23 protein-coding genes and 1 riboswitch are annotated in these 21,911 nt (G+C 53.3%); of the genes, 15 read left to right on the forward strand and 8 right to left on the reverse strand.

Going from position 1 to position 21,911, the window contains the following annotated elements:
- Window positions 1–48: 48 nt before the first annotated feature.
- Window positions 49–348 carry a ubiquinone biosynthesis accessory factor UbiK gene (gene ubiK / locus RW65_RS11775; RefSeq protein WP_039056935.1) on the reverse strand — a complete coding sequence of 100 codons (300 nt, stop codon included), beginning with the start codon at window positions 346–348 and terminating at the stop codon, window positions 49–51.
- A gap of 123 nt (window positions 349–471) precedes the next feature.
- Window positions 472–620, forward strand: a riboswitch (FMN riboswitch).
- A gap of 107 nt (window positions 621–727) precedes the next feature.
- Here ubiK and ribB point away from each other — a divergent pair.
- On the forward strand, window positions 728–1,381 hold the full coding sequence (gene ribB, locus RW65_RS11780) for a 3,4-dihydroxy-2-butanone-4-phosphate synthase (protein WP_039056936.1): 654 nt from the start codon (window positions 728–730) through the stop codon (window positions 1,379–1,381).
- Between the two features lie 229 nt (window positions 1,382–1,610).
- Window positions 1,611–1,784: a hypothetical protein gene (locus tag RW65_RS11785; protein ID WP_039056937.1), complete on the forward strand. Its 174-nt coding sequence runs from the start codon at window positions 1,611–1,613 to the stop codon at window positions 1,782–1,784.
- Window positions 1,785–1,815: 31 nt separating this feature from the next.
- On the opposite strand, the gene zupT is transcribed toward RW65_RS11785, so the two are convergent.
- Window positions 1,816–2,592, reverse strand: coding sequence for a zinc transporter ZupT (gene zupT, locus RW65_RS11790; RefSeq protein ID WP_039056938.1), 777 nt, complete (start codon window positions 2,590–2,592; stop codon window positions 1,816–1,818).
- Between the two features lie 196 nt (window positions 2,593–2,788).
- Between zupT and ygiD the strand changes: the two genes are divergently transcribed.
- The 4 genes from ygiD to RW65_RS11810 all read left to right on the forward strand — a co-directional run bounded on the left by ygiD (window position 2,789) and on the right by RW65_RS11810 (window position 6,746).
- On the forward strand, window positions 2,789–3,577 hold the full coding sequence (ygiD, locus tag RW65_RS11795) for a 4,5-DOPA-extradiol-dioxygenase (RefSeq protein WP_039056939.1): 789 nt from the start codon (window positions 2,789–2,791) through the stop codon (window positions 3,575–3,577).
- 308 nt (window positions 3,578–3,885) lie between these two features.
- A complete protein-coding gene (locus tag RW65_RS11800) occupies window positions 3,886–4,863 on the forward strand; it encodes a TRAP transporter substrate-binding protein (RefSeq protein ID WP_039056940.1) in 978 nt (325 codons plus the stop codon).
- Between the two features lie 57 nt (window positions 4,864–4,920).
- Window positions 4,921–5,430 carry a TRAP transporter small permease gene (locus tag RW65_RS11805; protein WP_039056941.1) on the forward strand — a complete coding sequence of 170 codons (510 nt, stop codon included), beginning with the start codon at window positions 4,921–4,923 and terminating at the stop codon, window positions 5,428–5,430.
- Window positions 5,431–5,459: 29 nt separating this feature from the next.
- Window positions 5,460–6,746, forward strand: coding sequence for a TRAP transporter large permease (locus RW65_RS11810; protein ID WP_039056942.1), 1,287 nt, complete (start codon window positions 5,460–5,462; stop codon window positions 6,744–6,746).
- Window positions 6,747–6,804: 58 nt separating this feature from the next.
- Here RW65_RS11810 and RW65_RS11815 read toward each other — a convergent pair whose 3' ends face one another.
- The 3 genes from RW65_RS11815 to tolC all read right to left on the reverse strand — a co-directional run bounded on the left by RW65_RS11815 (window position 6,805) and on the right by tolC (window position 10,212).
- The gene (locus tag RW65_RS11815) at window positions 6,805–7,965 is read right to left on the reverse strand and encodes a glutathionylspermidine synthase family protein (RefSeq protein ID WP_039056943.1); all 1,161 of its coding nucleotides are present in this window, start codon (window positions 7,963–7,965) and stop codon (window positions 6,805–6,807) included.
- 5 nt (window positions 7,966–7,970) lie between these two features.
- Window positions 7,971–8,639, reverse strand: a complete 669-nt coding sequence (locus tag RW65_RS11820) for a DUF1190 family protein (protein WP_039056944.1) — start codon at window positions 8,637–8,639, stop codon at window positions 7,971–7,973.
- Between the two features lie 142 nt (window positions 8,640–8,781).
- On the reverse strand, window positions 8,782–10,212 hold the full coding sequence (gene tolC, locus RW65_RS11825) for an outer membrane channel protein TolC (protein ID WP_039056945.1): 1,431 nt from the start codon (window positions 10,210–10,212) through the stop codon (window positions 8,782–8,784).
- A gap of 206 nt (window positions 10,213–10,418) precedes the next feature.
- Between tolC and nudF the strand changes: the two genes are divergently transcribed.
- The 5 genes from nudF to parE are packed head-to-tail and all read left to right on the forward strand — an operon-like array spanning window position 10,419 to window position 14,831.
- Window positions 10,419–11,051, forward strand: a complete 633-nt coding sequence (gene nudF, locus RW65_RS11830; protein WP_039056946.1) for an ADP-ribose diphosphatase — start codon at window positions 10,419–10,421, stop codon at window positions 11,049–11,051.
- The gene (locus RW65_RS11835; RefSeq protein ID WP_020455285.1) at window positions 11,048–11,470 is read left to right on the forward strand and encodes a DUF1249 family protein; all 423 of its coding nucleotides are present in this window, start codon (window positions 11,048–11,050) and stop codon (window positions 11,468–11,470) included. The genes nudF and RW65_RS11835 overlap by 4 nt, the downstream gene beginning before the upstream one ends.
- A 24-nt stretch (window positions 11,471–11,494) precedes the next feature.
- Window positions 11,495–12,322, forward strand: a complete 828-nt coding sequence (gene cpdA, locus RW65_RS11840; protein ID WP_039056947.1) for a 3',5'-cyclic-AMP phosphodiesterase — start codon at window positions 11,495–11,497, stop codon at window positions 12,320–12,322.
- On the forward strand, window positions 12,322–12,897 hold the full coding sequence (gene yqiA / locus RW65_RS11845) for an esterase YqiA (protein ID WP_039056948.1): 576 nt from the start codon (window positions 12,322–12,324) through the stop codon (window positions 12,895–12,897). Before cpdA ends, yqiA begins: the two co-directional genes overlap by 1 nt.
- Before the next feature lie 41 nt (window positions 12,898–12,938).
- Window positions 12,939–14,831: a DNA topoisomerase IV subunit B gene (parE, locus tag RW65_RS11850; RefSeq protein ID WP_039056949.1), complete on the forward strand. Its 1,893-nt coding sequence runs from the start codon at window positions 12,939–12,941 to the stop codon at window positions 14,829–14,831.
- A 49-nt stretch (window positions 14,832–14,880) separates the two neighbouring features.
- Here the strand turns inward: parE and RW65_RS11855 are convergent, their stop codons facing one another.
- The gene (locus RW65_RS11855) at window positions 14,881–15,753 is read right to left on the reverse strand and encodes a helix-turn-helix transcriptional regulator (protein ID WP_039056950.1); all 873 of its coding nucleotides are present in this window, start codon (window positions 15,751–15,753) and stop codon (window positions 14,881–14,883) included.
- A gap of 165 nt (window positions 15,754–15,918) precedes the next feature.
- Here RW65_RS11855 and RW65_RS11860 point away from each other — a divergent pair, with 165 nt between their 5' ends.
- Genes RW65_RS11860 through RW65_RS11870 form a run of 3 tightly spaced genes read left to right on the forward strand, consistent with a single transcriptional unit; the run spans window position 15,919 to window position 20,299 of the window.
- Window positions 15,919–17,745: a DUF2264 domain-containing protein gene (locus RW65_RS11860; RefSeq protein WP_039056951.1), complete on the forward strand. Its 1,827-nt coding sequence runs from the start codon at window positions 15,919–15,921 to the stop codon at window positions 17,743–17,745.
- A 58-nt stretch (window positions 17,746–17,803) separates the two neighbouring features.
- Complete coding sequence (locus tag RW65_RS11865) at window positions 17,804–19,063, forward strand: oligosaccharide MFS transporter (RefSeq protein ID WP_039056952.1); 1,260 nt, start codon at window positions 17,804–17,806, stop codon at window positions 19,061–19,063.
- A 45-nt stretch (window positions 19,064–19,108) separates the two neighbouring features.
- Window positions 19,109–20,299: a glycoside hydrolase family 88 protein gene (locus RW65_RS11870; protein ID WP_039056953.1), complete on the forward strand. Its 1,191-nt coding sequence runs from the start codon at window positions 19,109–19,111 to the stop codon at window positions 20,297–20,299.
- A 40-nt stretch (window positions 20,300–20,339) separates the two neighbouring features.
- On the opposite strand, the gene RW65_RS11875 is transcribed toward RW65_RS11870, so the two are convergent.
- Both RW65_RS11875 and RW65_RS11880 read right to left on the reverse strand, forming a co-directional pair.
- Window positions 20,340–20,654 (reverse strand): putative quinol monooxygenase, encoded by a 315-nt coding sequence (locus tag RW65_RS11875; RefSeq protein ID WP_039056954.1) that lies wholly within the window; start codon window positions 20,652–20,654, stop codon window positions 20,340–20,342.
- Between the two features lie 34 nt (window positions 20,655–20,688).
- Entirely contained in the window at window positions 20,689–21,270 is a 582-nt protein-coding gene (locus RW65_RS11880; RefSeq protein WP_039056955.1) for an NAD(P)H-dependent oxidoreductase, read from the reverse strand.
- 240 nt (window positions 21,271–21,510) lie between these two features.
- Between RW65_RS11880 and RW65_RS11885 the strand changes: the two genes are divergently transcribed.
- Complete coding sequence (locus tag RW65_RS11885) at window positions 21,511–21,900, forward strand: YgiW/YdeI family stress tolerance OB fold protein (protein ID WP_039056956.1); 390 nt, start codon at window positions 21,511–21,513, stop codon at window positions 21,898–21,900.
- Window positions 21,901–21,911 lie beyond the last annotated feature (11 nt).

The raw sequence follows: 21,911 nt of genomic DNA on the forward strand, positions 1-21,911 counted from the left end.
TTGTTGGAAAAGGATCAAAAAAAGCCCTCATTGACGAGGGCTTTTTTATTACTGCTGGTCAACCGGGGGAATGGCCGGAGCCGGTTTCACTTCGGTGACATCGGCGCTGCTGCGGCCTTCCAGTTCGCTTAAGCGCTGTTCCAGCAGCGCCAGTTTTTCGCGGGTGCGCAGCAGAACCTGGGTTTGTACGTCAAACTCTTCGCGGCTCACCAGATCGAGGCGGGTAAGTTGTCCCTGCAGCGTCTGGCGGATCTTCTTCTCAACGTCTTCCCCAAACTCACGGATCCCTTTGGGCATGGATTCGTGAACCTGTCGCGCAATCTGTTCAATTTTCTTCGGATCAATCATTTTGGGGTCCCTGTTTGGCTAAGGTGCATCAGCTTATTGTAGTGTGATAACCCCAGGTGATAAACCAGAAATGTTTGAAGCTTATGCATTGCCGAAGGATATCAACGGCGTTATAGTTATCCCGCTTATTCTCAGGGCGGGGCGAAATTCCCCACCGGCGGTAAATCAGCGAACGCTGAAAGCCCGCGAGCGCTTCAGGTAATGCCTGAAGGACAGCAGATCCGGTGTGATTCCGGGGCCGACGGTTAAAGTCCGGATGGGAGAGAGTAACGGTTCTGCTGGGCAATGACGCCCGCTCGCGTTATTTTTTATGCCGCATTGCGACACTCCTAAGACTGCCCTGATTCTGGTAACCATAACTTTATTGAGGTCTTTTACCATGAATCAGACGCTGCTTTCTTCGTTTGGCACGCCTTTCCAACGTATTGAACTCGCTCTCGCCGCGCTGCGTGAAGGCCGTGGTGTGATGGTGCTCGATGACGAGGATCGTGAAAACGAAGGCGATATGATCTTCGCCGCTGAAACCATGACCGTTGAACAGATGGCGCTGACCATTCGCCACGGTAGCGGTATTGTTTGCCTGTGCCTGACGGATGAACGCCGTAAACAGCTCGATCTGCCGATGATGGTTGAGAACAACACCAGCGCGTTTGGTACCGGTTTTACCGTCACCATTGAAGCGGCGCGCGGTGTGACCACCGGCGTTTCCGCTGCCGACCGTGTGACCACGGTGCGCGCGGCGATTGCCGACGACGCTAAACCGTCCGACCTGAACCGTCCTGGTCACGTTTTCCCGCTGCGTGCCCAGCCGGGCGGTGTGTTGACCCGCGTCGGCCACACGGAAGCGACCATCGATTTAGTGACTCTGGCGGGTTTCAAACCGGCGGGTGTGCTGTGTGAATTAACCAATGACGATGGCACTATGGCGCGTGCGCCGGAGTGCATCGCGTTTGCCAAACAGCACAATATGGCGGTGGTGACCATCGAAGACCTGGTGGCTTACCGTCAGGAGCATGCGCGTAAAGCCAGCTAATCCTTCGACTGAATGCTAAAAATCCGCGGCCACTGGCTGCGGATTTTTTTTTTGCCTGTCCTGCATCAATGTTTGGCGTGCTTCTGACGCTCTCACGTTGAAAATCCACCTTTCTACTTATAAAGTGGTACGCACTGCCGCTTTAGTAACGGCAGTAGCAGCTTTAGTAACGTATCAAATTGAATCGTTTTGCTAATAAGTTCTTAACGGAAGAGTTTACGGGGGCGCTGTGTTTATCTCATGGTATTGGATGGTGGCGATTGTTATCGTTGCCTTTGGCTATATCCACGTGCTGAAACGTAATCACAAAGCTTGCCGTCACGATCGTGAAGCCATTTATAAAGGGTATCTTCGCCTGCGGGATGAGCTAAAAAAAGTGCGGCGCGTTGAGCAGGGTGATTAACCTACCGCTGCCCGTTATCGCGCCAGCCAGGCTAGCCGCCAAATCCCATCGCCTGTAACGCTACCAGGCTCAACCCCATCACCGACATGCCGCACAGCACGCCGTAGCTGGGGTTGTTATGGGGATCGATCTCTTTTGCCAGCGGCATCAGTTCATCTACCGACAGCGCCACCATAATGCCGGCCACGGCGGCCATAATTGCCGCCATCACTACCGGCGACACCAGACTTCCCAAAATCAGCCACGCGAGCACGCCGCCGAGTATTTCCGCCATCCCGGAGATCCCCGCCCAGAACACCGCGCTGCGTTTAGAGCCCGTTGCCGCATAAACTGGCCCGGCAACGGCAAGCCCTTCGGGAATATTGTGTAACGCAACCGCGAAGGCAATCCCAAAGCCCAGCTCCAGGTCGTTACTGGCGGTGACATACGTGGCGATCCCTTCCGGGAAATTATGCAGGCTAATACCGAGGGTCAGCAAAATAGCGGTACGGCGAATACCGTACGCAGAGCTTTGCTGCGCCCCTCGCATCAGATCCTGCGGATGGGCGTGCGGAAGCAGGCGATCGAGGGCGAAATAGCCCAACAAACCGACCACAAACATGCCGTAGCCGAGCATCGGCGGCATATTTTTTGTCGCCAGCGCAGCGGGCAGCATCTCCATCAGTGAGATAAGCAACATGATCCCGGCGGCAAAGCCGAGGGAAAACGCCAGTACGCGGTTTGAGGGCTTCTGTCCAATAACACCAAGGAGAGCGCCAATAAACGTCGCCGCGCCTGCGAGGAGGGTCAGAATCAAAGGTACTGACATAGGTGACTCCTGTATGATAATCATTCTCATTAATCTAAGGATTTGTCAGCGCAAAAGCGAGACGGGCCGGTCATCTTTACGCATTCCTTACATTCAAAATTACTGATGATCTTCTTCATGGTTATCCGGGTTCTTCAGTAAATGAAAAGGCGTAATCTGGCTTTATCAAACAGACACACTCAGTAAGGATATCACCATGTCAGCACCTCGCATGCCCGCACTGTTTTTAGGCCACGGCAGCCCAATGAATGCGCTGGAAGATAACATCTATACCCGCGCCTGGGGCCATCTTGGCGAGACGCTGGCGCGCCCAAAAGCGCTGGTGGTGGTCTCTGCCCACTGGTATACCCGCGGGACGGGCGTTACCGCGATGGACGCGCCACAAACGATCCATGATTTCGGCGGCTTTCCGCAGGCGTTATTTGATACCCATTATCCGGCACCCGGCTCGCCTGCGCTGGCACAACGGCTGGTAGAGCTGCTCGCGCCGGTTCCGGTAACCCTGGATAAAGAAGCCTGGGGTTTTGACCACGGTTCATGGGGCGTGCTGATCAAAATGTACCCGCATGCGGATATCCCGATGGTGCAGCTCAGTATCGACAGCACTAAACCTGTGGCATGGCACTTTGAAATGGGGCGCAGATTAGCGGCGCTGCGCGATGAAGGGATCATGCTGGTAGCCAGCGGAAACGTCGTACATAACCTGCGCCAGGTGCGCTGGCAGGGCGATCAAACGCCCTATCCCTGGGCAACCGCTTTCAATGAATATGTGAAAGAGAACCTGAACTGGCAGGGGCCGATCGAGCAGCATCCGTTAATCAATTATCTTGACCATCAAGGGGGCGCGCTCGCCAACCCGTCGCCGGAACACTTCCTGCCGTTATTGTATGTGCTCGGAACATGGGACGGAAAAGAGCCGGTGTCGATACCGACAGACGGCATTGAGATGGGCTCGATCAGTATGCTATCGGTGCAGGTGGGATAAAAGAAATGGCGCGCAATGCGCCATTTTTACCTGAAAAGCGGTGAAGTTAGAGGAAGATCCCAAAAAATACTCTCTGAACTGCTGTTTTTTTGAAAAATAAAAGAGCTTCTCTGCAAAAATGAAACACCGTGCTGAAAATCAGCTCTTTTTGTGAACATCATCATCGCAATAATCCCCCCAAGTGACTACGCTTCAGAGTGTCGACTTTTCAGACATACCCATAAAAATAATCCGGTGTTATGCCACGAACATTCTGTTGGTGGTCGGTCTTTTATTCCTGAAAAATAAACCCTCTGGAGACACGGTAAATGAAGTCAGCGAAAACCTTACTAAAAGTCTGTATTAGTTCCGCTCTGTTGTTTATCACCCACGCCTCTTTTGCCCAAACCTTTCGCGCAGCGGATGTGCATCCCGCCGACTATCCAAATGTGGTAGCGGTAAAACATATGGGTGAAAAACTCAGTAAAGCCACCGATGGTCGCCTCGATATTAAGACGTTTCCCGGCGGCGTATTAGGTGATGAAAAACAAGTGATTGAGCAGGCGCAAATTGGTGCCATTGATATTATCCGTGTTTCCATGACCCCGGTGGCGGCAATATTACCGGAGATCAATGTCTTTACCTTGCCCTATATTTTCCGCGATGAAGACCATATGCATAAAGTGCTGGATGGCATGATTGGTCAGGAGATCGGTAATCGCTTAACCCAAAGCAGCAAATCGCGCCTGATCTTCCTCGGCTGGATGGACGCCGGCACGCGCAACTTAATCACCAAAGCGCCGGTGACAAAAATGGAAGATCTTGAAGGCATGAAAATCCGCGTACAGGGCAGCCCGATTGCTCTGGATACCCTGAAAGCGATGGGCGCGAACTCGGTGGCGATGGGCGTGAGCGAAGTGTTCAGCGGTATGCAAACCGGGGTTATTGATGGCACGGAAAATAATCCGCCGACATTTGTCGCGCATAACTATTTACCGGTGGTAAAGAATTACACCTGGAGTAAACATTTTATTATTCCTGAGCTGTTCTTATTCTCTAAACCCAAATGGGACAAGTTGAAAAAAGAGGATCAGGATTTAATCCTTAAACTGGCGAAAGAAGCCCAGGCGGAGCAGCGTGAACTGTGGAAAGCGTATAACGATAAATCCCTCGAGGCGATGAAAGCGGGTGGGGTGCAATTCCATGAAATAGATACCAAACCCTTTTATGAAGCAACGCAGCCGGTTCGCGATAAATATGGCAAAGACCATCAGGAACTGATCACCCGTATTCAGGAAGTGAAATAACCGTGTCGGGCAGCAGCATGTTTGCTGCCCGTTAGCCACCTTCACCGGGAAACTACTATGGCTGAACGCTATTCGTTGTTGATGGATATTCTGTACCGAATATCGATGTGGATTGCTGGTCTGGCGCTGTTAATTATGGTGGCGATTATTCCGGTGGGCATTTTCGCCCGCTATGTCATGAACAGCGCCTTATCCTGGCCGGAACCCGTCGCCATTATTTGTATGGTGACTTTTACCTTTATTGGCGCCGCCGTAAGCTACCGCGCCGGTTCGCATATTGCTGTCAGTATGCTTATCGACCGCTTAAGCGAACCGTTACAAAAGATCTGCGCGGTGATCGCGGATCTGATGATGCTGGCAATCAGCCTCTTTATTCTTTGGTATAGCGCGACCCTGTGCGCGGAGCTTTGGGAACAACCTGTCGCCGAATTCCCGTTATTTACTGCGGGTCAAACCTATTTACCGCTGCCTATAGGTTCCGCCGTCACGCTACTTTTCATTTTCGAAAAAATGCTTTTCGGCGCGCAGTATCACCGCCCGGTGGTAATCGTTGGTTCGTCAGGCTAACCGCTGGCAACATCCTTTAAGGAAAATTTATGGATGCGTTTATTCTGGTCTTTACGCTGGCCATTATGCTGGCGGTGGGTGTGCCGGTGGCTTACGCCGTGGGCATTAGCGCGGTGTTGGGCGCATGGTATATCGATATTCCCCTGGAAGCGGTGATGATTCAGCTTACCAACGGCGTGAATAAGTTTTCGCTGTTGGCAATCCCGTTTTTTATCCTTGCCGGTGCGATCATGGCAGAAGGGGGAATAGCCCGACGGCTGGTCAATTTCGCCTATATTTTTGTCGGCTTTATTCGCGGCGGCCTGTCGCTGGTCAATATTGTCGCCTCAACGTTTTTTGGCGCAATCTCCGGTTCTTCCGTCGCGGATACCGCTTCAATCGGCTCGGTGATGATCCCGGAGATGGATAAAAAGGGCTATCCGCGTGATTTTGCTGCTGCGGTAACCGCCAGCGGATCGGTACAGGCGATCTTAACCCCACCAAGCCACAACTCGGTGATCTATTCGCTGGCGACGGGCGGTACGGTTTCGATTGCCGCGCTGTTTATTGCCGGCATCCTGCCTGGGCTGTTACTCAGTTTCACGCTGATGGTAATGTGCGTGGCGTTTGCCCACAAACGCGGGTATCCGAAAGGGGAACGTGTACCGTTTCGCCAGGCGTTCAGGATTTTCCTCGATACGCTTTGGGGGCTGATGACGGTAGTGATCATTATGGGCGGCATTCTGTCCGGTATTTTCACCGCCACGGAATCTGCGGCCATCGCCTGCCTGTGGGCCTTTTTCGTCACCATGTTTATTTACCGCGATTACAAATGGTCCGAGCTGCCGAAGCTGATGTACCGCACGGTAAAAACCGTGACCATCGTGATGATCCTGATCGGTTTTGCCGCCGCATTTGGTGCCGTCATGACCTATATGCAGCTGCCGGGGCGCATTACGGAAGCCTTTACGCAAATTTCTGATAACAAATATGTCATTCTGATGTGCATTAACATCATGCTATTGGTGCTGGGCACATTGATGGATATGGCACCGCTGATTTTGATTCTGACGCCGGTGTTGCTGCCGGTGACTAACTCGCTGGGGATCGATCCGGTGCATTTTGGCATGATCATGCTGGTCAATCTGGGAATTGGCTTGATCACGCCGCCGGTGGGATCGGTGCTGTTTGTCGCCAGCGCGGTGAGTAAGCAGAAGATTGAGCAGGTGGTCAAAGCGATGCTGCCGTTCTATGTTGTTCTGTTCATCGTGCTGCTACTGGTGACCTATATTCCGGCAATCTCGCTGTTCCTGCCGAAGCTATTTGGCGTGATGTAGACAATAAAAAACCCGGCGCAGTAAACCTGCCGCCGGGTTTTTGAGTTCTTCCACCGATTTATTCCACAAAGATATGCGGATAGAAACGGGAGAGATCCTGGGTTATCAGTGCGCGATCTTCACGAATGCCGATACCGGCGGGTTGATCGTTAATAAGCCAGCTGCCAATCAATGTGTAGCTATCGCCAAATTTCGGTAGCTGATAAAACTGCTGGACGATCATACCTTCTTCGCCGTACGGGCCTTCCACCGCTTCCAGGGTTTTACCGTTCTCGATAATCGAGACGTTTGCCCCTTCGCGAGAGAAAATCGGCTTCACGACGTATTTCTCCATCGGCGGATGATCGTCTTCGGCAAACCAGGCGGGCAGCAGGTTCGGATGATCCGGGAACATCTCCCACAGCAGCGGCAACAGCGCTTTGTTGGAGATAATGCTTTTCCAGGCGGGCTCCAGCCAGCGCACGCCAGCGTCTTCCAGCTTGGTGGAGAACATTTCACGCAGCATAAATTCCCACGGGTACAGCTTGAACAGATTACCAATCACCTGATCCTGCAGATCCGTGAACTGACCTTTTTCCCCCAGACCAATATCGTCGATATAGAGAAATTCAGAGGCCAGCTCCGCTTCTGCGGCGCAGTCCTGCAGATATTGCACCGTGCCGCGATCTTCAACCGTATCGCGATAGCAGGTGAAGTGCAGCAGCTGGAAACCATGCTGTTCACGCAGCTCGGCAAAGCGCTCAATCAGCTTCTCCTGCAGGCTGTTGAACTGATCGCTACCCGCTGGCAGGTTGCCCGCGTTAAGCTGATCTTCCAGCCAGATCCACTGGAAAAAAGCCGCTTCATACAGCGAGGTCGGCGTATCGGCGTTGTTTTCCAGAAGTTTAGGCTCGCCAATGCCGTCCCATGCGAGATCGAGACGGGAATATAGCGAAGGTTGCTGTGTGGCCCACGACTGGCGCACAAAGCCCCAGGTGTGTTTCGGAATACGGAATTTCGCCATCAGCTCATCGCTGGCAATGACTTTTTCGACCACCTTCAGGCACATCTGGTGCAGTTCGGCGGTGACATCTTCCAGCTTCTCAACCTGCGCAAGGGTTAGCTTGTAATAGGCATCTTCACACCAGTAGGGTTCGCCGTACATGGTGTGAAAATTAAAGCCGTACTCTGTCGCTTTTTCGCGCCAGTCCGGGCGCTCGGTAACCGCGATTCTTTCCATGACGGTTAGCCGCCCATTGAGCGGGTGGTTGTTCCGCTGGCGCTGCGCTGCATCGTGTTCTGTTTGGCAACCGATTCACCAAAGCCGCCGCGCGTAACCGTGGTGGTGGTGGCCGGTTTCGGCGCCATTGCGGTTTTCGGTACCGTCATCGTACGGCCCGGCTGCGCTGCACCATAACCTTTACCGGAGGCATCGGTATATTGCCCATACGCCGGGCTTGCCGGGTTACGCGAACTGAACAGCGGCTGCTGCGCGAAGCCCGCGCCGCCGCCCATCAGGCGTCCCATCATATAACCGGCCATCAGCGGCATCCAGAAGCTGCCGCCAGATTGCGCCTGCGCCTGATTTTCCGGCGCGACGCCGGCCTTAACCGGCGCGGCCTGGCATTGACCTTCGCCGAATTCGGCAACGCACTCTTCACGGGTGGCGTATTTCGGCGCGGTGCGCTCGGCTTCTTTCAGGGCATTGTTATAAGCGGTGGTACATTCCGCGCTTTTCCCGGGGTTCGCCGATGAGCAATCATCCGCGTTTTGGTACATGGAAACCGTTTCGTCGCTTTGCTCACAGCCCGCCAGCATAAAAACGGCGGTCACCGCCAGCGCGACAGGCGTCAGATGGCGCGCGCTCCAGCTTTTGCGGAACGTTGCATGTTGTATGTTTTTTGTCCGTTTCATTCTATTTTTCCTGGACCCCAAAGGCATAAGTAAACGGTCAGGATAGAGGATGCGACAGGGAAGTTAAAGCGAGGAGCGGAGGCCTTTACGTTGCCTTACGTAAAAACGGGGGCATGATGCCCCCGTTGCATTAAAATACCGTTTAGCGTTTCACGCTGGTGCGTGCGGCAGCTGGTTGTGCATTGCCGTTAAAGTTATTAACGTTTTCTGCCTGCTGCTTATCTTCTGGCGCGACATTTTCCGGCGCGGTAGAGACAGGTTTACCCAGCGCACTGTTCAAGGCCAGCAGATCCTGCTCGTTTAACGAACCCAGCGCGGATTTGATGTTCAACTGGTTGATCAGATAGTTGTAACGTGCGCTTGAGAGCTGCTGTTTGGCGTTATACAGCGTGGTTGTCGCGTCCAGTACATCGACGATGGTACGCGTACCGACGGAGTAACCCGCTTCCATTGCATCCAGCGAGCTTTGCGCGGACACCACGGCTTGTTTATAAGCGTTGATACTGCTGATCGAGGCGTTGACGTTATTGAAGGAGGAGCGCACGGTTTGCACCACGCTGCGATGTGAGCTTTCCAGCTGCTCGCTCGCGCCAACAAAGTTGTACTGCGCCTGTTTCACCTTCGAGTTAACCTGTCCACCCTGATACAACGGCAGGGAGAAGCTCAGACCCACTTTGTTCTGACCTGCGTCCATGTCCGGATTTTGCGCGCTTTTCGAACCGTTGTAACGGGTATTGGAGACGCCCGTCGAGGCGGTTAAATCCAGCGTTGGCAAGTGGCCATCCTGCGCCTGACGAATTTGCTCACGCGCCAGGTCCTGATTCAGCCGCGCCTGCAACAGCGTCAGGTTACGGTTTTCCGCTTCCTTCAGCAGGGCATTAACGGCCTGCGGCTTGTCTGTTTTAAAGCTGTCGACGTTGAGCGAAGCCAGCTCCGGGTAGTAGTTACCGGTTACCTGACGCAGCGTTTCGACCATGTTGTCGAGGTTATTGCGCGCGGTGACTTCGTTCGCCAGCACAGTGTCATACTGTGAGCGAGCGTTCTGTACGTCGGTGATAGCAACCAGACCCACGTTAAAGCGCTGGGTGGTTTGATCCAACTGACGATAGATCGACTGTTTTTGCGCTTCGGTGTAGGAAAGCGTGTCAATGGCGCTCAGCACGTTAAAATAGGCGGTGGCCGTATTCAAAATCAACGTTTGTTGATCGGTCTGCCAGACGACATCCTGAATGCCAGCGGCTTTTTCCTGCAGCGTCAGGGCGCGCCATTTTGACATATCAAAAATGGTTTGCGTTAACTGCAGGGACGCGCTGGTGACGTCCGAATTGACGCCTTTGGTGTCACGATAGCCATTTGTGTAAGCGTAATCTGCACCCAAACCGAGCTGAGGCAGTAACGGGCTGCGCGCTTCATTAATCTTTTCAAAAGCGGCATCGCGATCGGCAGCGGATTTACGCAGTTCCGGGTTGCTCAAACGCGCCTGCTGATAAACCTGTAACAGGTTTTCTGCCTGGCTCATAGCACTGAAGCCGGACAGGCTCAGGCCGATAAGGAGGGGGAGCAATTTCTTCATTTGCATTCCTTGTTGTGAAGCAGTATTAGCGCTGGTCTAAATTAGAAAAAATAATCACCGATTCTACCAGAGAGTGCTACCGCTTAAGCTTGGCGTAACGTGCCATCGGCATAAATTTGAATCAATCTATCACATAGTGCTTGAAACGATAGCTATACAGACTTGAAATCAACTGTTTTATCATCATTTCACAAGGGATGCCGCCAATGAGTAAGCCAAAAACAAGCGCAGAAACTTTCACCAAAAAAGATGTAGAAATTATTGCACGGGAAACGCTGTATAGCGGTTTTTTTTCGCTCGATCTTTACCGTTTCCGCCATCGTTTATTTAATGGTGAAATGAGTGGAGAAGTGCGCCGTGAAATTTTTGAACGCGGTCATGCTGCAGTGTTGCTACCCTTTGACCCAGTGCGCGACGAAGTGGTGCTGATTGAGCAGATTCGTATTGCGGCGTTTGATACCAGCGAAACCCCATGGTTACTCGAAATGGTGGCCGGCATGATTGAAGAGGGCGAAAGCGAGGAAGAGGTCGTACGTCGCGAAGCCATCGAAGAAGCCGGTCTGCAGGTCGGGCGCGTAAAAAGAATGTTGAGTTATTTGGCAAGCCCCGGCGGCACCAGCGAGCGTTCCGCCGTTTTTGTGGGTGAAGTGGATGCCACTCAGGCCTCGGGTATTCATGGTCTGGTGGATGAAAACGAAGATATTCGTGTTCATGTGGTAAGCCGGGAGCAGGCTTATCAGTGGGTTGAAGAGGGGAAAATCGACAACGCAGCGTCTGTCATCGCCTTGCAATGGCTGCAGCTGCATCATGAGAGATTACGAAACGAGTGGAAAAAATGAAGCGTTATACACCTGACTTCCCTGAAATGATGCGCCTGTGCGAAACCAATTTCGCCCAGCTGCGCCGCCTGCTGCCGCGCAACGATGCCGCGGGCGAAACGGTGAGCTATCAGGTGACCAACGCGCAGTACCGGTTAACGATTGTTGAGTCCACCCGCTACACTACGCTTGTGGAAATAGAACAGACCGCGCCCTCCATCAGTTACTGGAGCCTGCCGTCAATGACCGTGCGCCTTTATCACGATGCGATGGTGGCTGAAGTGTGTTCGAGTCAGCAGATCTTTCGTTTTAAAGCACGTTATGATTATCCTAATAAAAAGTTGCATCAACGCGACGAAAAGCATCAAATTAATCAGTTTCTGGCCGACTGGCTACGTTACTGTTTAGCACATGGAGCAATGGCGATTCCGGTTTGTTAGCGTCGTGAAACCTAAGGACACCATTTGGAAAGCCTGTTAAATCTCACTCTGGCTGGTGAGCCCAGAGTGAGGGTATTACAAATAACTGATTCTCACCTGTTTGCCGAAAAGCATGAAACGTTGTTAGGGGTGAATACCTGGGAAAGCTATCAGGCGGTGCTGGAAGCTATCCGCGCTCAGCAGCGTGAATGCGATCTTATTGTCGCCACGGGCGACCTGGCACAGGATCATACCGCTGCGGCCTATCAGCTTTTCGCTGAAGGCATCGCAAGCTTTGATGCGCCTTGTGTCTGGCTGCCCGGTAATCATGATTTTCAGCCCGCCATGTACAGTGCGCTGCAGGACGCGGGGATCTCGTCGGCAAAACGCGTCTTCGTCGGCGATAAATGGCAAATCTTGCTGCTCGACAGCCAGGTATTTGGCGTACCTCATGGCGAACTGAGCGAGTTCCAGCTCGACTGGCTGGAGAAAAAGCTTACCGACAGTGCCGAACGCCATACCTTATTGCTGCTCCATCATCACCCGCTTCCCTCCGGATGCGGCTGGCTCGATCAGCATAGCCTGCGAAACGCCGGTGAACTGGATAATGTACTGCAGCGTTTTCCGCAGGTCCGCTATCTGCTGTGCGGCCACATTCATCAGGAGCTGGATCTTGACTGGAACGGCCGCCGTTTGCTGGCGACGCCGTCGACGTGCATACAGTTTAAACCGCACTGCGCCAATTTTACGCTGGATAACATCGCGCCCGGCTGGCGCTGGCTGGATCTCTACCCGGATGGAACGGTGCACACCGAAGTTTACCGTCTGGAAGGCTGTGAGTTCACGCCGGACACCAATTCAGAAGGATACTGATGTCCACGCTCCTTTATCTGCACGGCTTTAACAGCTCGCCGCGTTCCGCCAAGGCAACGCAGCTGGCGAGCTGGCTGGCGCAGAATCATCCACACATCAATGTGATTGTGCCGCAGCTGCCGCCTTATCCTGCCGAGGCGGCGGAATTGCTGGAGTCGCTGGTGCTGGCGCAGGGTGGAAAACAGCTCGGTATCGTGGGCTCTTCCCTCGGCGGCTATTACGCCACCTGGCTTTCGCAATGTTTTATGTTGCCCGCGGTGGTGGTGAATCCCGCGGTGCGGCCGTTTGAATTGCTGACAGATTTTTTGGGTAACAATGAGAACCCCTACACTGGGCAGCAATATGTGCTAGAGTCTCGCCATATTTACGAGCTCAAAGTGATGCAAGTTGACCCGCTCGAAGCGCCGGATTTACTCTGGCTGCTACAACAAACCGGGGATGAAGTGCTGGATTACCGCCAGGCGGTGGCATATTACGATGCCTGCCGCCAGACTGTGGAAGAGGGCGGTAACCATGCTTTTGTGGGCTTTGAGGATCATTTCACACAGATTATCGAGTTCCTTGGGCTGAATTGAGCCAACAGGGAAACGATGCGGTCACTATCTACGAACAAACCATGACGCAATCCTATAACGCTGATGCCATAGAGGTACTCACCGGGCTTGAGCCGGTTCGCCGCCGTCCGGGGATGTATACCGATACCACGCGCCCAAACCATATGGGCCAGGAAGTTATTGATAACAGCGTCGATGAAGCGCTGGCGGGCCACGCTAAGCGCGTGGACGTTATTCTGCACGCCGATCAGTCGCTGGAAGTTATCGATGACGGGCGCGGGATGCCGGTGGATATCCACCCAGAAGAGGGCGTTCCGGCCGTTGAGCTAATCCTCTGCCGCCTGCATGCGGGCGGTAAATTCTCCAATAAAAACTATCAGTTTTCCGGTGGTCTGCACGGCGTCGGCATCTCTGTGGTTAACGCCCTGTCGCGCAGAGTGGAAGTGACGGTAAAACGTGACGGCCAAATTTATAGCATTGCGTTTGAAAATGGCGAAAAGGTGCAGGATCTGCAGGTGATCGGCACATGCGGTAAACGTAATACCGGCACCAGCGTGCATTTCTGGCCGGACGAATCCTTCTTTGATAGCCCGCGTTTCTCCGTTTCCCGTTTGACCCATCTGCTGAAAGCCAAAGCGGTGCTGTGTCCGGGCGTGGAGATCACCTTTAAAGATGAGGTGAATAACGCCGAGCAGCGCTGGTGTTACCAGGATGGTCTGAACGACTATCTTTGTGAAGCTGTAAACGGGCTGCCGACGCTGCCGGAAAAACCCTTTATCGGCACTTTCTCGGCCGAAACCGAGGCGGTGGATTGGGCGCTGCTGTGGCTGCCGGAAGGCGGTGAATTACTCACCGAAAGTTACGTTAACCTGATCCCGACCATGCAGGGCGGCACCCACGTTAACGGCCTTCGTCAGGGATTGCTGGACGCGATGCGCGAATTCTGTGAATACCGCAATATCTTACCGCGCGGCGTCAAGCTGTCAGCGGAAGATATCTGGGATCGCTGCGCTTATGTGCTGTCGGTGAAAATGCAGGATCCTCAGTTCGCCGGGCAGACCAAAGAGCGTTTATCCTCGCGACAGTGCGCCGCCTTTGTTTCCGGCGTGGTGAAAGACGCGTTTAGCCTGTGGCTGAACCAGAATATCCAGACGGCGGAGCTGCTGGCGGAGATGGCTATCTCCAGCGCCCAGCGCCGTATGCGCGCCGCCAAGAAAGTGGTGCGTAAAAAGCTCACCAGCGGCCCGGCGCTGCCGGGTAAACTGGCGGACTGCACCGCGCAAGATCTGAGCCGTACCGAACTCTTCCTGGTGGAAGGGGATTCGGCGGGCGGATCGGCAAAACAGGCGCGCGATCGTGAATATCAGGCGATCATGCCGCTAAAAGGTAAGATCCTGAATACCTGGGAAGTCTCCTCCGATGAAGTGCTGGCCTCGCAGGAAGTGCACGACATTTCGGTGGCGATCGGTATCGATCCGGACAGCGACGATCTCAGCCAGCTGCGCTACGGTAAGATCTGTATCCTTGCGGATGCGGATTCCGATGGCCTGCATATCGCTACGCTGCTGTGCGCACTGTTTGTGAAGCATTTCCGCACGCTGGTCAAAAACGGTCACGTTCATGTGGCGCTGCCGCCGCTGTACCGTATCGATCTCGGGAAAGAGGTTTACTACGCGCTGACGGAAGAAGAGAAAACCGGCGTGCTCGAGCAGCTTAAACGTAAGAAGGGCAAACCCAACGTACAGCGCTTTAAAGGGCTGGGCGAGATGAACCCGATGCAGCTGCGCGAAACCACCCTCGATCCGAATACGCGCCGTCTGGTACAGCTGATTATCAGTGACGAAGACGAGCAGCAAACTGATGCAACAATGGATATGCTGCTGGCGAAGAAGCGTTCTGAAGATCGCCGCAACTGGCTGCAGGAAAAAGGCGACAGGGCCGATATCGAAGCCTGATCCCGCTTACGTTACCCGGCCTGCGCTCTAGCCGGGTTATCGCATTGTCTTAAACTCGCTCTGCAGCCCGACGATCGATCCGGCTTTTCCGGTACTGCAGCGGCGTTTCCCCAATGCCCTTTTTAAAGGCGCTGATAAAGTACGTCACATCCGAAAATCCCACCTCATTAGCGATATCATGAATCGCCAGCGCGCTATGCAGCAGCAGATCACAGGCTTTGCGTAACCGCAGAGTATTGAGATATTGATGAATGGGTTCGCCGGTTTCAAGATGGAAACGGCGCGACACATAGCTGCGCGATTTACCCAACTCCTGCGCCAGCCGCTGCAGGCTGAACTTCTGCCGGTAGTTCTCTTCCAGCCAGAACATCACCGGCGTGGCAATGCCGTTGCGTTCATCCGGTAATTTCTGCTTATCTTCCGGCAGCATACTTAACAGATTGAGTAGCAGGCAGGCGACCTGTTCGCCGCTCAAATTATGGCTTTCGGCCAGCCTCGCATAGCAGCTAAACAGATGATCGATATGCGGGTGAATAGCGGCCACATCCATCACCACCGCCGCGCCGCCGCGTAAAGAAAGATGTTGCAAACGGTGGTGATTATGCGGGAAATCGCGCAGATAATGCAGAACAGCGTGATGATCGAGATGAATAATGGTGCGGCGATAAATAGCCTGCGCCTGCTCATCTACCATCACTTTATGGATGGTGAACGGGGGAAAGAAAAACAGCCGACCGGGGCGCATCGTGTACTGGCGGTTATCCACCATCACCACGCCAAAACCCTCTTCCACGTACAGCACTTCCAGGCACTGATGCCAGTGGTGATAGCGCACGGTATTGGCAAAAAGCCGGCTAAACGACACTACCGTATCGTTGAGGGTAATTAATTCCAGACGCTCATGCTGCAACGGCAATGTCATAGTGCAACCAATCTCAATTTTCAGCCCGCCAGAAACATTTATAAACCACAGTTTTAAATTTTCTCAACAGTAAGTTCAGGCAAATTTGACCGATGTGACCAAGCTAACATTTCCGGCGGGGCTGGATTCACTATCCTTCAGCCACACCATGAAGGAGAAAAGGCTATGTGTTCCGCGAAAGTGAAAACCTCAAATCCATTGTCATCCCGCGACGATGTTGTCAGCGCGTTAATGCAGATGCTGGGCGCGCTGGATAAACAGTTTCCACAGGGAGAATCGCGTTTCTCGCTGGGGGCCACCAGCGCCCATTACAGTGACGAGATAGCTGAAATGGAAGGGCTGTCCCGTGCGTTATGGGGGCTGTTTCCGCTCATGGCGGGCGGCGATGCGGAGCCTTTCAGCGGCAAATATTTGACGGCCATTAAGCGCGGCATCGATCCGCAAAGCGCGGGCTACTGGGGCGTCACGGAGCCCTACGATCAGCGGCTGGTAGAGATGGCGGCTTACGGGCTGGGGCTTTCGCTATTAGGCGAGAAACTGACGGCGACATTTAGCCAACAGGATATCGATAATCTGCATCAGTGGCTCAATCAAATTACCGATGCGCAGATGCCCGACAGCAACTGGAACTTTTTCGCCATCATGGTGCAGCTCGGTTTTAAACGCGCCGGTTTACCCTGGGATGCCGCCGCCATTGAACAACGTTTTACCATGATGGACGCCTACTATCTGGGCGACGGCTGGTATTCCGACGGCCCCGGTCGACCAAAAGATTACTATATTTCGATGGCGTTCCATTTTTACGGCCTGATTTATGCCACGCTCAATGGCGATGATGACGCGGTGCGCGCGGCGACCATCCGCGAGCGGGCCACGCTTTTCGCTGCGGACTTTATCTATATGTCCGCCGCAGAAGGCGAGTCTATTCCCTTCGGCCGCAGCCTGACTTACCGTTTCGCCATGGTCGCTTTCTGGAGCGCGGTGGCTTTCTCCGGTCTGGAAGTCTTCTCTGCGGGCGTGGTGAAAGGGATTATCCTGCGCCATTTACGCTGGTGGCTCGAGCAGCCAATTTTCGATCGCGACGGCATCTTAACCCTCGGTTTCGCCTACCCGAACCTGGCCATGTGTGAAGACTACAACTCACCTGGCTCGCCCTACTGGGCATTAAAAGTTTTCCTGATGCTGGCGCTGCCGTCATCACACCCCTTCTGGCAGGCGGAAGAACTGCCGCTTCCGGCCCTCAACGCGCAGCGTACCATTGCGCCCGCCGGTCAGATCATTGTCCACAGCGATAATTCAAAGCATGCATGGTTGCTTACCGCCGGGCAGTTGGAACTGAATAACTACGTTAATACCGAGGCGAAATACACCAAATTTGCCTACTCCAGCCGCTTTGGTTTCACCATTGAGCGTGGGCGCTACGGCATTAAACACGCGGCCTGCGATTCGATGCTGCTGCTCAGCGACGGGGATAACTACTTTCGTGGCCGCCGCGAGTGTGCAGAGGTGGTGGTGAGTGAAGAGGCGATATTTAGCCGCTGGTCGCCCTGGTCAGATGTTCATATCGCCAGCTGGCTGATTCCCTGCGGCGACTGGCACATTCGCGTGCATCGCATTGATTCAGCACGGCATTTGCAAAGTGTCGAAGGAGGTTTTGCGGTGCGTAAAGCGCCACATAGCCGTGAGCAGGGCGGCAGCCTGGTGAGAGCGGAAAATGGCCTCAGCGGCATTTTTGAATTATTGCCCCACGCGCCGCGCGAGGTTGACAGCGTTGTCACGCCGCCTAACAGCAGCATTATGTTCTCCCCCTGCGCATCCATTCCGGTACTGCGCGGCGAGATTGCGCCCGGCACGCAGTGGCTGGCGTGTGCCGTGCAGGCGGCCATCACGGAAGAGGCATTTGATTTTGTTTTACCGCAATTGCAGATAGAAGCCCAGGCGCTGGTGATTAAAAAACCAGGGCTGCAAAACGATATTGTTATTGCTATTTAATTCCCGGCCGCAGCCGGGTACTTATCTCTGAAACCTACATGCTTTCGTCGAGGATAGTATGGAAAAGATCGCTATAAATAATAAATCCGAATATTACAAAATAAGTACCTTTATCTTTCTCTACTTTTTTACCTGGTCGGCAAGTATTGGCTTGCTGGCAATCTGGTTAGGGCAAAAAGCTAACCTTAGCGGTACGGTTATAGGCACGGTGTTTGCCATTAACGGCATCTTTTCCGTTATCTTAAAACCGATCTACGGCTATATTCTGGATAAAATCGGCATGAGCAAATATTTGCTCTATTTCGTGGTGCTGATGTCGGCATTAATGGCGCCCTTTTTTATCTACATTTACCAACCGCTGTTAATTTCCAATACCTTAATGGGGATTATTGTTGGTGCCATCTATTTAAGCTTCGCCTGGTATGCGGGCGTTGCGGCCTGCGAATCCTACACCGATCGCTACAGCCGCTTAAACGGCATGGAATTTGGTCAAATCAGGATGTGGGGATCGCTGGGTTGGGCGGTTGCCTCTTCATTCTCCGGCCTGCTGTTTAACCTCTCTCCGGCCTATAACTTTATTATGGGATCGGTGGCATCGCTTATCATGCTGGCGGTACTGCTGAGTCTGAAAGTCAACGTTCATGCCGCCAATGCCAGCGATGTCCTCACCAAAGAGAAAATCGCGCCGTCGGATGTGTATGCGCTGCTGCGTAACCGTAAATTCTGGGCTTTCTGCCTGTATGTCGCCGGCGTGGCGTGGATGATGTTTATCGCCGAGCAGCAATTCTCCCGCTACTTTGTCACCTTCTTTGAAGATACCCATCAGGGCAATGCGGTGTTTGGCTACCTGGGAACGGTGCAGTCCGGCATGGAATTTGTCATGTATATGGTCATTCCACTGTTCGTTAACTTTATCGGTGCGAAACGCGGGCTATTAATTGTTGGCCTTATCGTTGGCGCACGGTTGATTATTTCCGGGCTGTGCGATTCCCACCTGCTTATTTCAGTGCTGAAACCGCTCTACGGTCTTGAAATTTGTCTGCTGCTGGTGTCGGTCTTTAAATATATTGCTGAACACTTCGATAAACGCGTTAACGCAACCATGTATTTATTAGGCTACCAGGCCATGCTGTATGTCGGCAACGTCGTTATTTCTTCACCGGCCGGTATTTTGTATGACCGCATCGGCTTTGAAAAGACCTACATCATTATGGGCTGTATCGCACTGACGTTCACCCTGATTTCGCTATTCACCTTATCGGCCTGCCAAAGCAAATGGCGTCAGAAAGACGCGCTGGGCGTTGCGCAAAATAACTAACGCGTTGAAGGCTATTTAAATACTGTACAAAGAAGGAACCGAAATATGTTAAGTAAAATCGTTGAGGAACAGTTACGCGATTACCCCGGCGCGCCCCTTGATGCGCAGCAGTTTAAAGATGAACTCGACGCCGCGCGTAGCCAGACCCTTGAACTGATTCGTCGTCATTTAACGGAATTCGGTGAACGCTTTCCTGCCGAAACCTGCGTCAAAGGCTACTATCCGCTTACGGATAACGTTGAGTGGACCACCAGCTTCTGGACCGGGCAGCTGTGGCTGGCGTGGGAGATGAGTGGTGACGAGCAGTTCCGCGCACTGGCGGAACGCCATGTACGCTCGTTCGGCTTGCGCATCGCCGGGCGCAACGACACCAACACCCACGATCTCGGTTTTTTATATACGCTCTCCTGCGTGGCGAGTTGGCGTCTGACGGGTAACCGCGATGCCCGCGGCTTCGCCCTGCAGGCGGCGGAAGCGTTGCTGGAGCGCTTTCATCAAAAAGCGCAGATCATTCAGGCGTGGGGCGATCTCAAGGATCCGGAACAGGCCGGACGAATGATCATCGACTGCAATATGAATCTGCCGCTGCTCTACTGGGCGTCTGAGCAGACCGGCGATCGGCGCTTTGCTGAAGCGGCGCAGTCTCATGTGGGCCAGGCGGCGAAATACCTGATTCGTGAAGATGCATCAACGTTTCACACTTACTATATGGATATTGCAACCGGCGCGCCGCGTTACGGCAACACGCAGCAGGGCTATGCCGATGACTCCTGCTGGTCGCGCGGACAGGCGTGGGGAATTTACGGTTTTCTGCTGAGCTTTATCTACACCGGCGATACGCAGATGGTTGCGCTGTCGAAACGGCTGGCGAACTACTTCCTGAATCGTCTACCGGAAGATGCGGTGTGCCACTGGGATCTGGCGCTGGTCGGTACCGATGCGCTGCGTGATTCATCATCGGCGGCGATTGCGGTGTGTGGTCTGCTGGAACTGGTTAAACATCTGCCGGTCACCGATCCGGATCGTGAACGCTATCAGCAGTGGGCCGTGCGTATTATGTCATCGCTGAATAAGCACTATCTGGCGGGTAAAAACGAGGCCACCAACGGGCTGCTAAAACACTCCGTGTATCACCTGTCGAGTAATAAAGGCGTTGATGAGTGCAGTAGCTGGGGGGATTACTTCTATGTGGAAGCGCTGATGCGCTTTTCGCAGAGCTGGAAACTGTACTGGTAAATCATAGTGTCCCTCTCCGTTAACAGAGAGGGACCCACCTTTAGAGACCCGATTCCAGAATACGGATATGGGTCTCCAGCACGTTACCTTTGACGGCTTCGCCCCACGCTTTCATATGGGGCGTCTGCAAATGGGCTTCCAGATGCGCGACGCTTTCCCACTGTTCTACCATGATAATGGAATCCGGCGCGGTGGCCTGAAAGCTTACATTGGCTGCGTGATCGATCATCGGCGCGTAACCGTGGCAGCCCTCTTCCTGCAATACCACCGGTACAATTTTCGCGAATTCATCAAGTACCGCCTGGCGATGATGCTGCCCGGGACGAGTACGGATTTCTGCAATTACTGTCAACATGATTAACTTACTCCCTTTAAGTCCTGTCTCACAGTTAAGCAAAAATCTCCGCCAGATGCTTGCGATATTCTGCGCTAAAGCGCGGCACGTCCGGCATTTTCATCACGTCGTTGGCAATAAAGGTCGGCAGGGCTTCCAGTCCGAGGAACTGGTTCGCTTTATGGAATGGCAGATAAACGCCGTCAACGCCCACGCCGTGGAAGAACTGCTCTTTATCGGTAAAAGCCTCCATCGGTGCGTTCCAGGTTAGCGACAGCATATAGGTTTTCCCCTGCAGCAGACCGCCGGAACCGTATTTTTTCGACGCATCGGCACGGCTGCGGCCATCGCTGGCGTACAGCGAACCATGGCCTTCGGTAAACACATCATCGATATACTTTTTCACCGTCCACGGCGCGCCCATCCACCAGCCCGGCATCTGCCAGATCAGCGTATCGGCCCACAGGAAATTCTCGACTTCCGTTTTGATGTCATAGCCATTGTCGGGACGCACGGTTTTGACGTCATGCCCGGCGTCGCGCAGAAACGCTTCCGCGACCTCGGTCAGGGTGTCGTTCAACTGTCCGTTGGAGTGGGCGAATTTTTTTGCGCCATTGATGATTAAAATATTGCTCATGGGAAACCTCGATTAAAAACGTTGGCGGCGATTTTAACCGGAACAACGGTGCGGGATAATTGGCAAAAAATGCAAAGACTTTTGCTCTTGAAGCAATAATGCTGCCCTTTATGCCGCACAAACTGGCAATAAAGCGGCGCACCACAGATAATGTAACGAGGAGAAAGATGCTTACCCGTTAATGAAGTTGATAAGGAATGACGGGTTAAACGGACGTTAACCACAGTAAAGGAGAGTTACATGAAAAAGAGAGCTACACTCATCGCCCTGTTAGCCCTTGGTTGCACATCTGTTTTTGCGGCTAATACCGGCGGTTTTACCGGACCAAATACCCATCAGCAAAACGGCGGCTTTACCGGACCCACCGGGAGCCTCACCACCGTACAAAGCGCTAAATCTCTGCGCGACGATACCTGGGTCACTCTACGCGGCAACATCATCGAGCGCATCTCGGATGACACTTATCTGTTTAAAGATGCGACCGGCACCATCAATATTGATATCAACAGTAAGCGCTGGAATGGCGTTACCGTTGGGCCGCAGGATTCGGTAGAGATCGTCGGCGAAGTGGATAAAGACTGGAACTCGGTGGAAATCGACGTCAAAGAGATCAGCAAAGTCGCTCAGTAAGCCCTCAACGC

It is taken from the genome of Enterobacter sp. Bisph1 (assembly GCF_000814905.1).
Taxonomy (GTDB): Bacteria; Pseudomonadota; Gammaproteobacteria; order Enterobacterales; family Enterobacteriaceae; genus Kosakonia.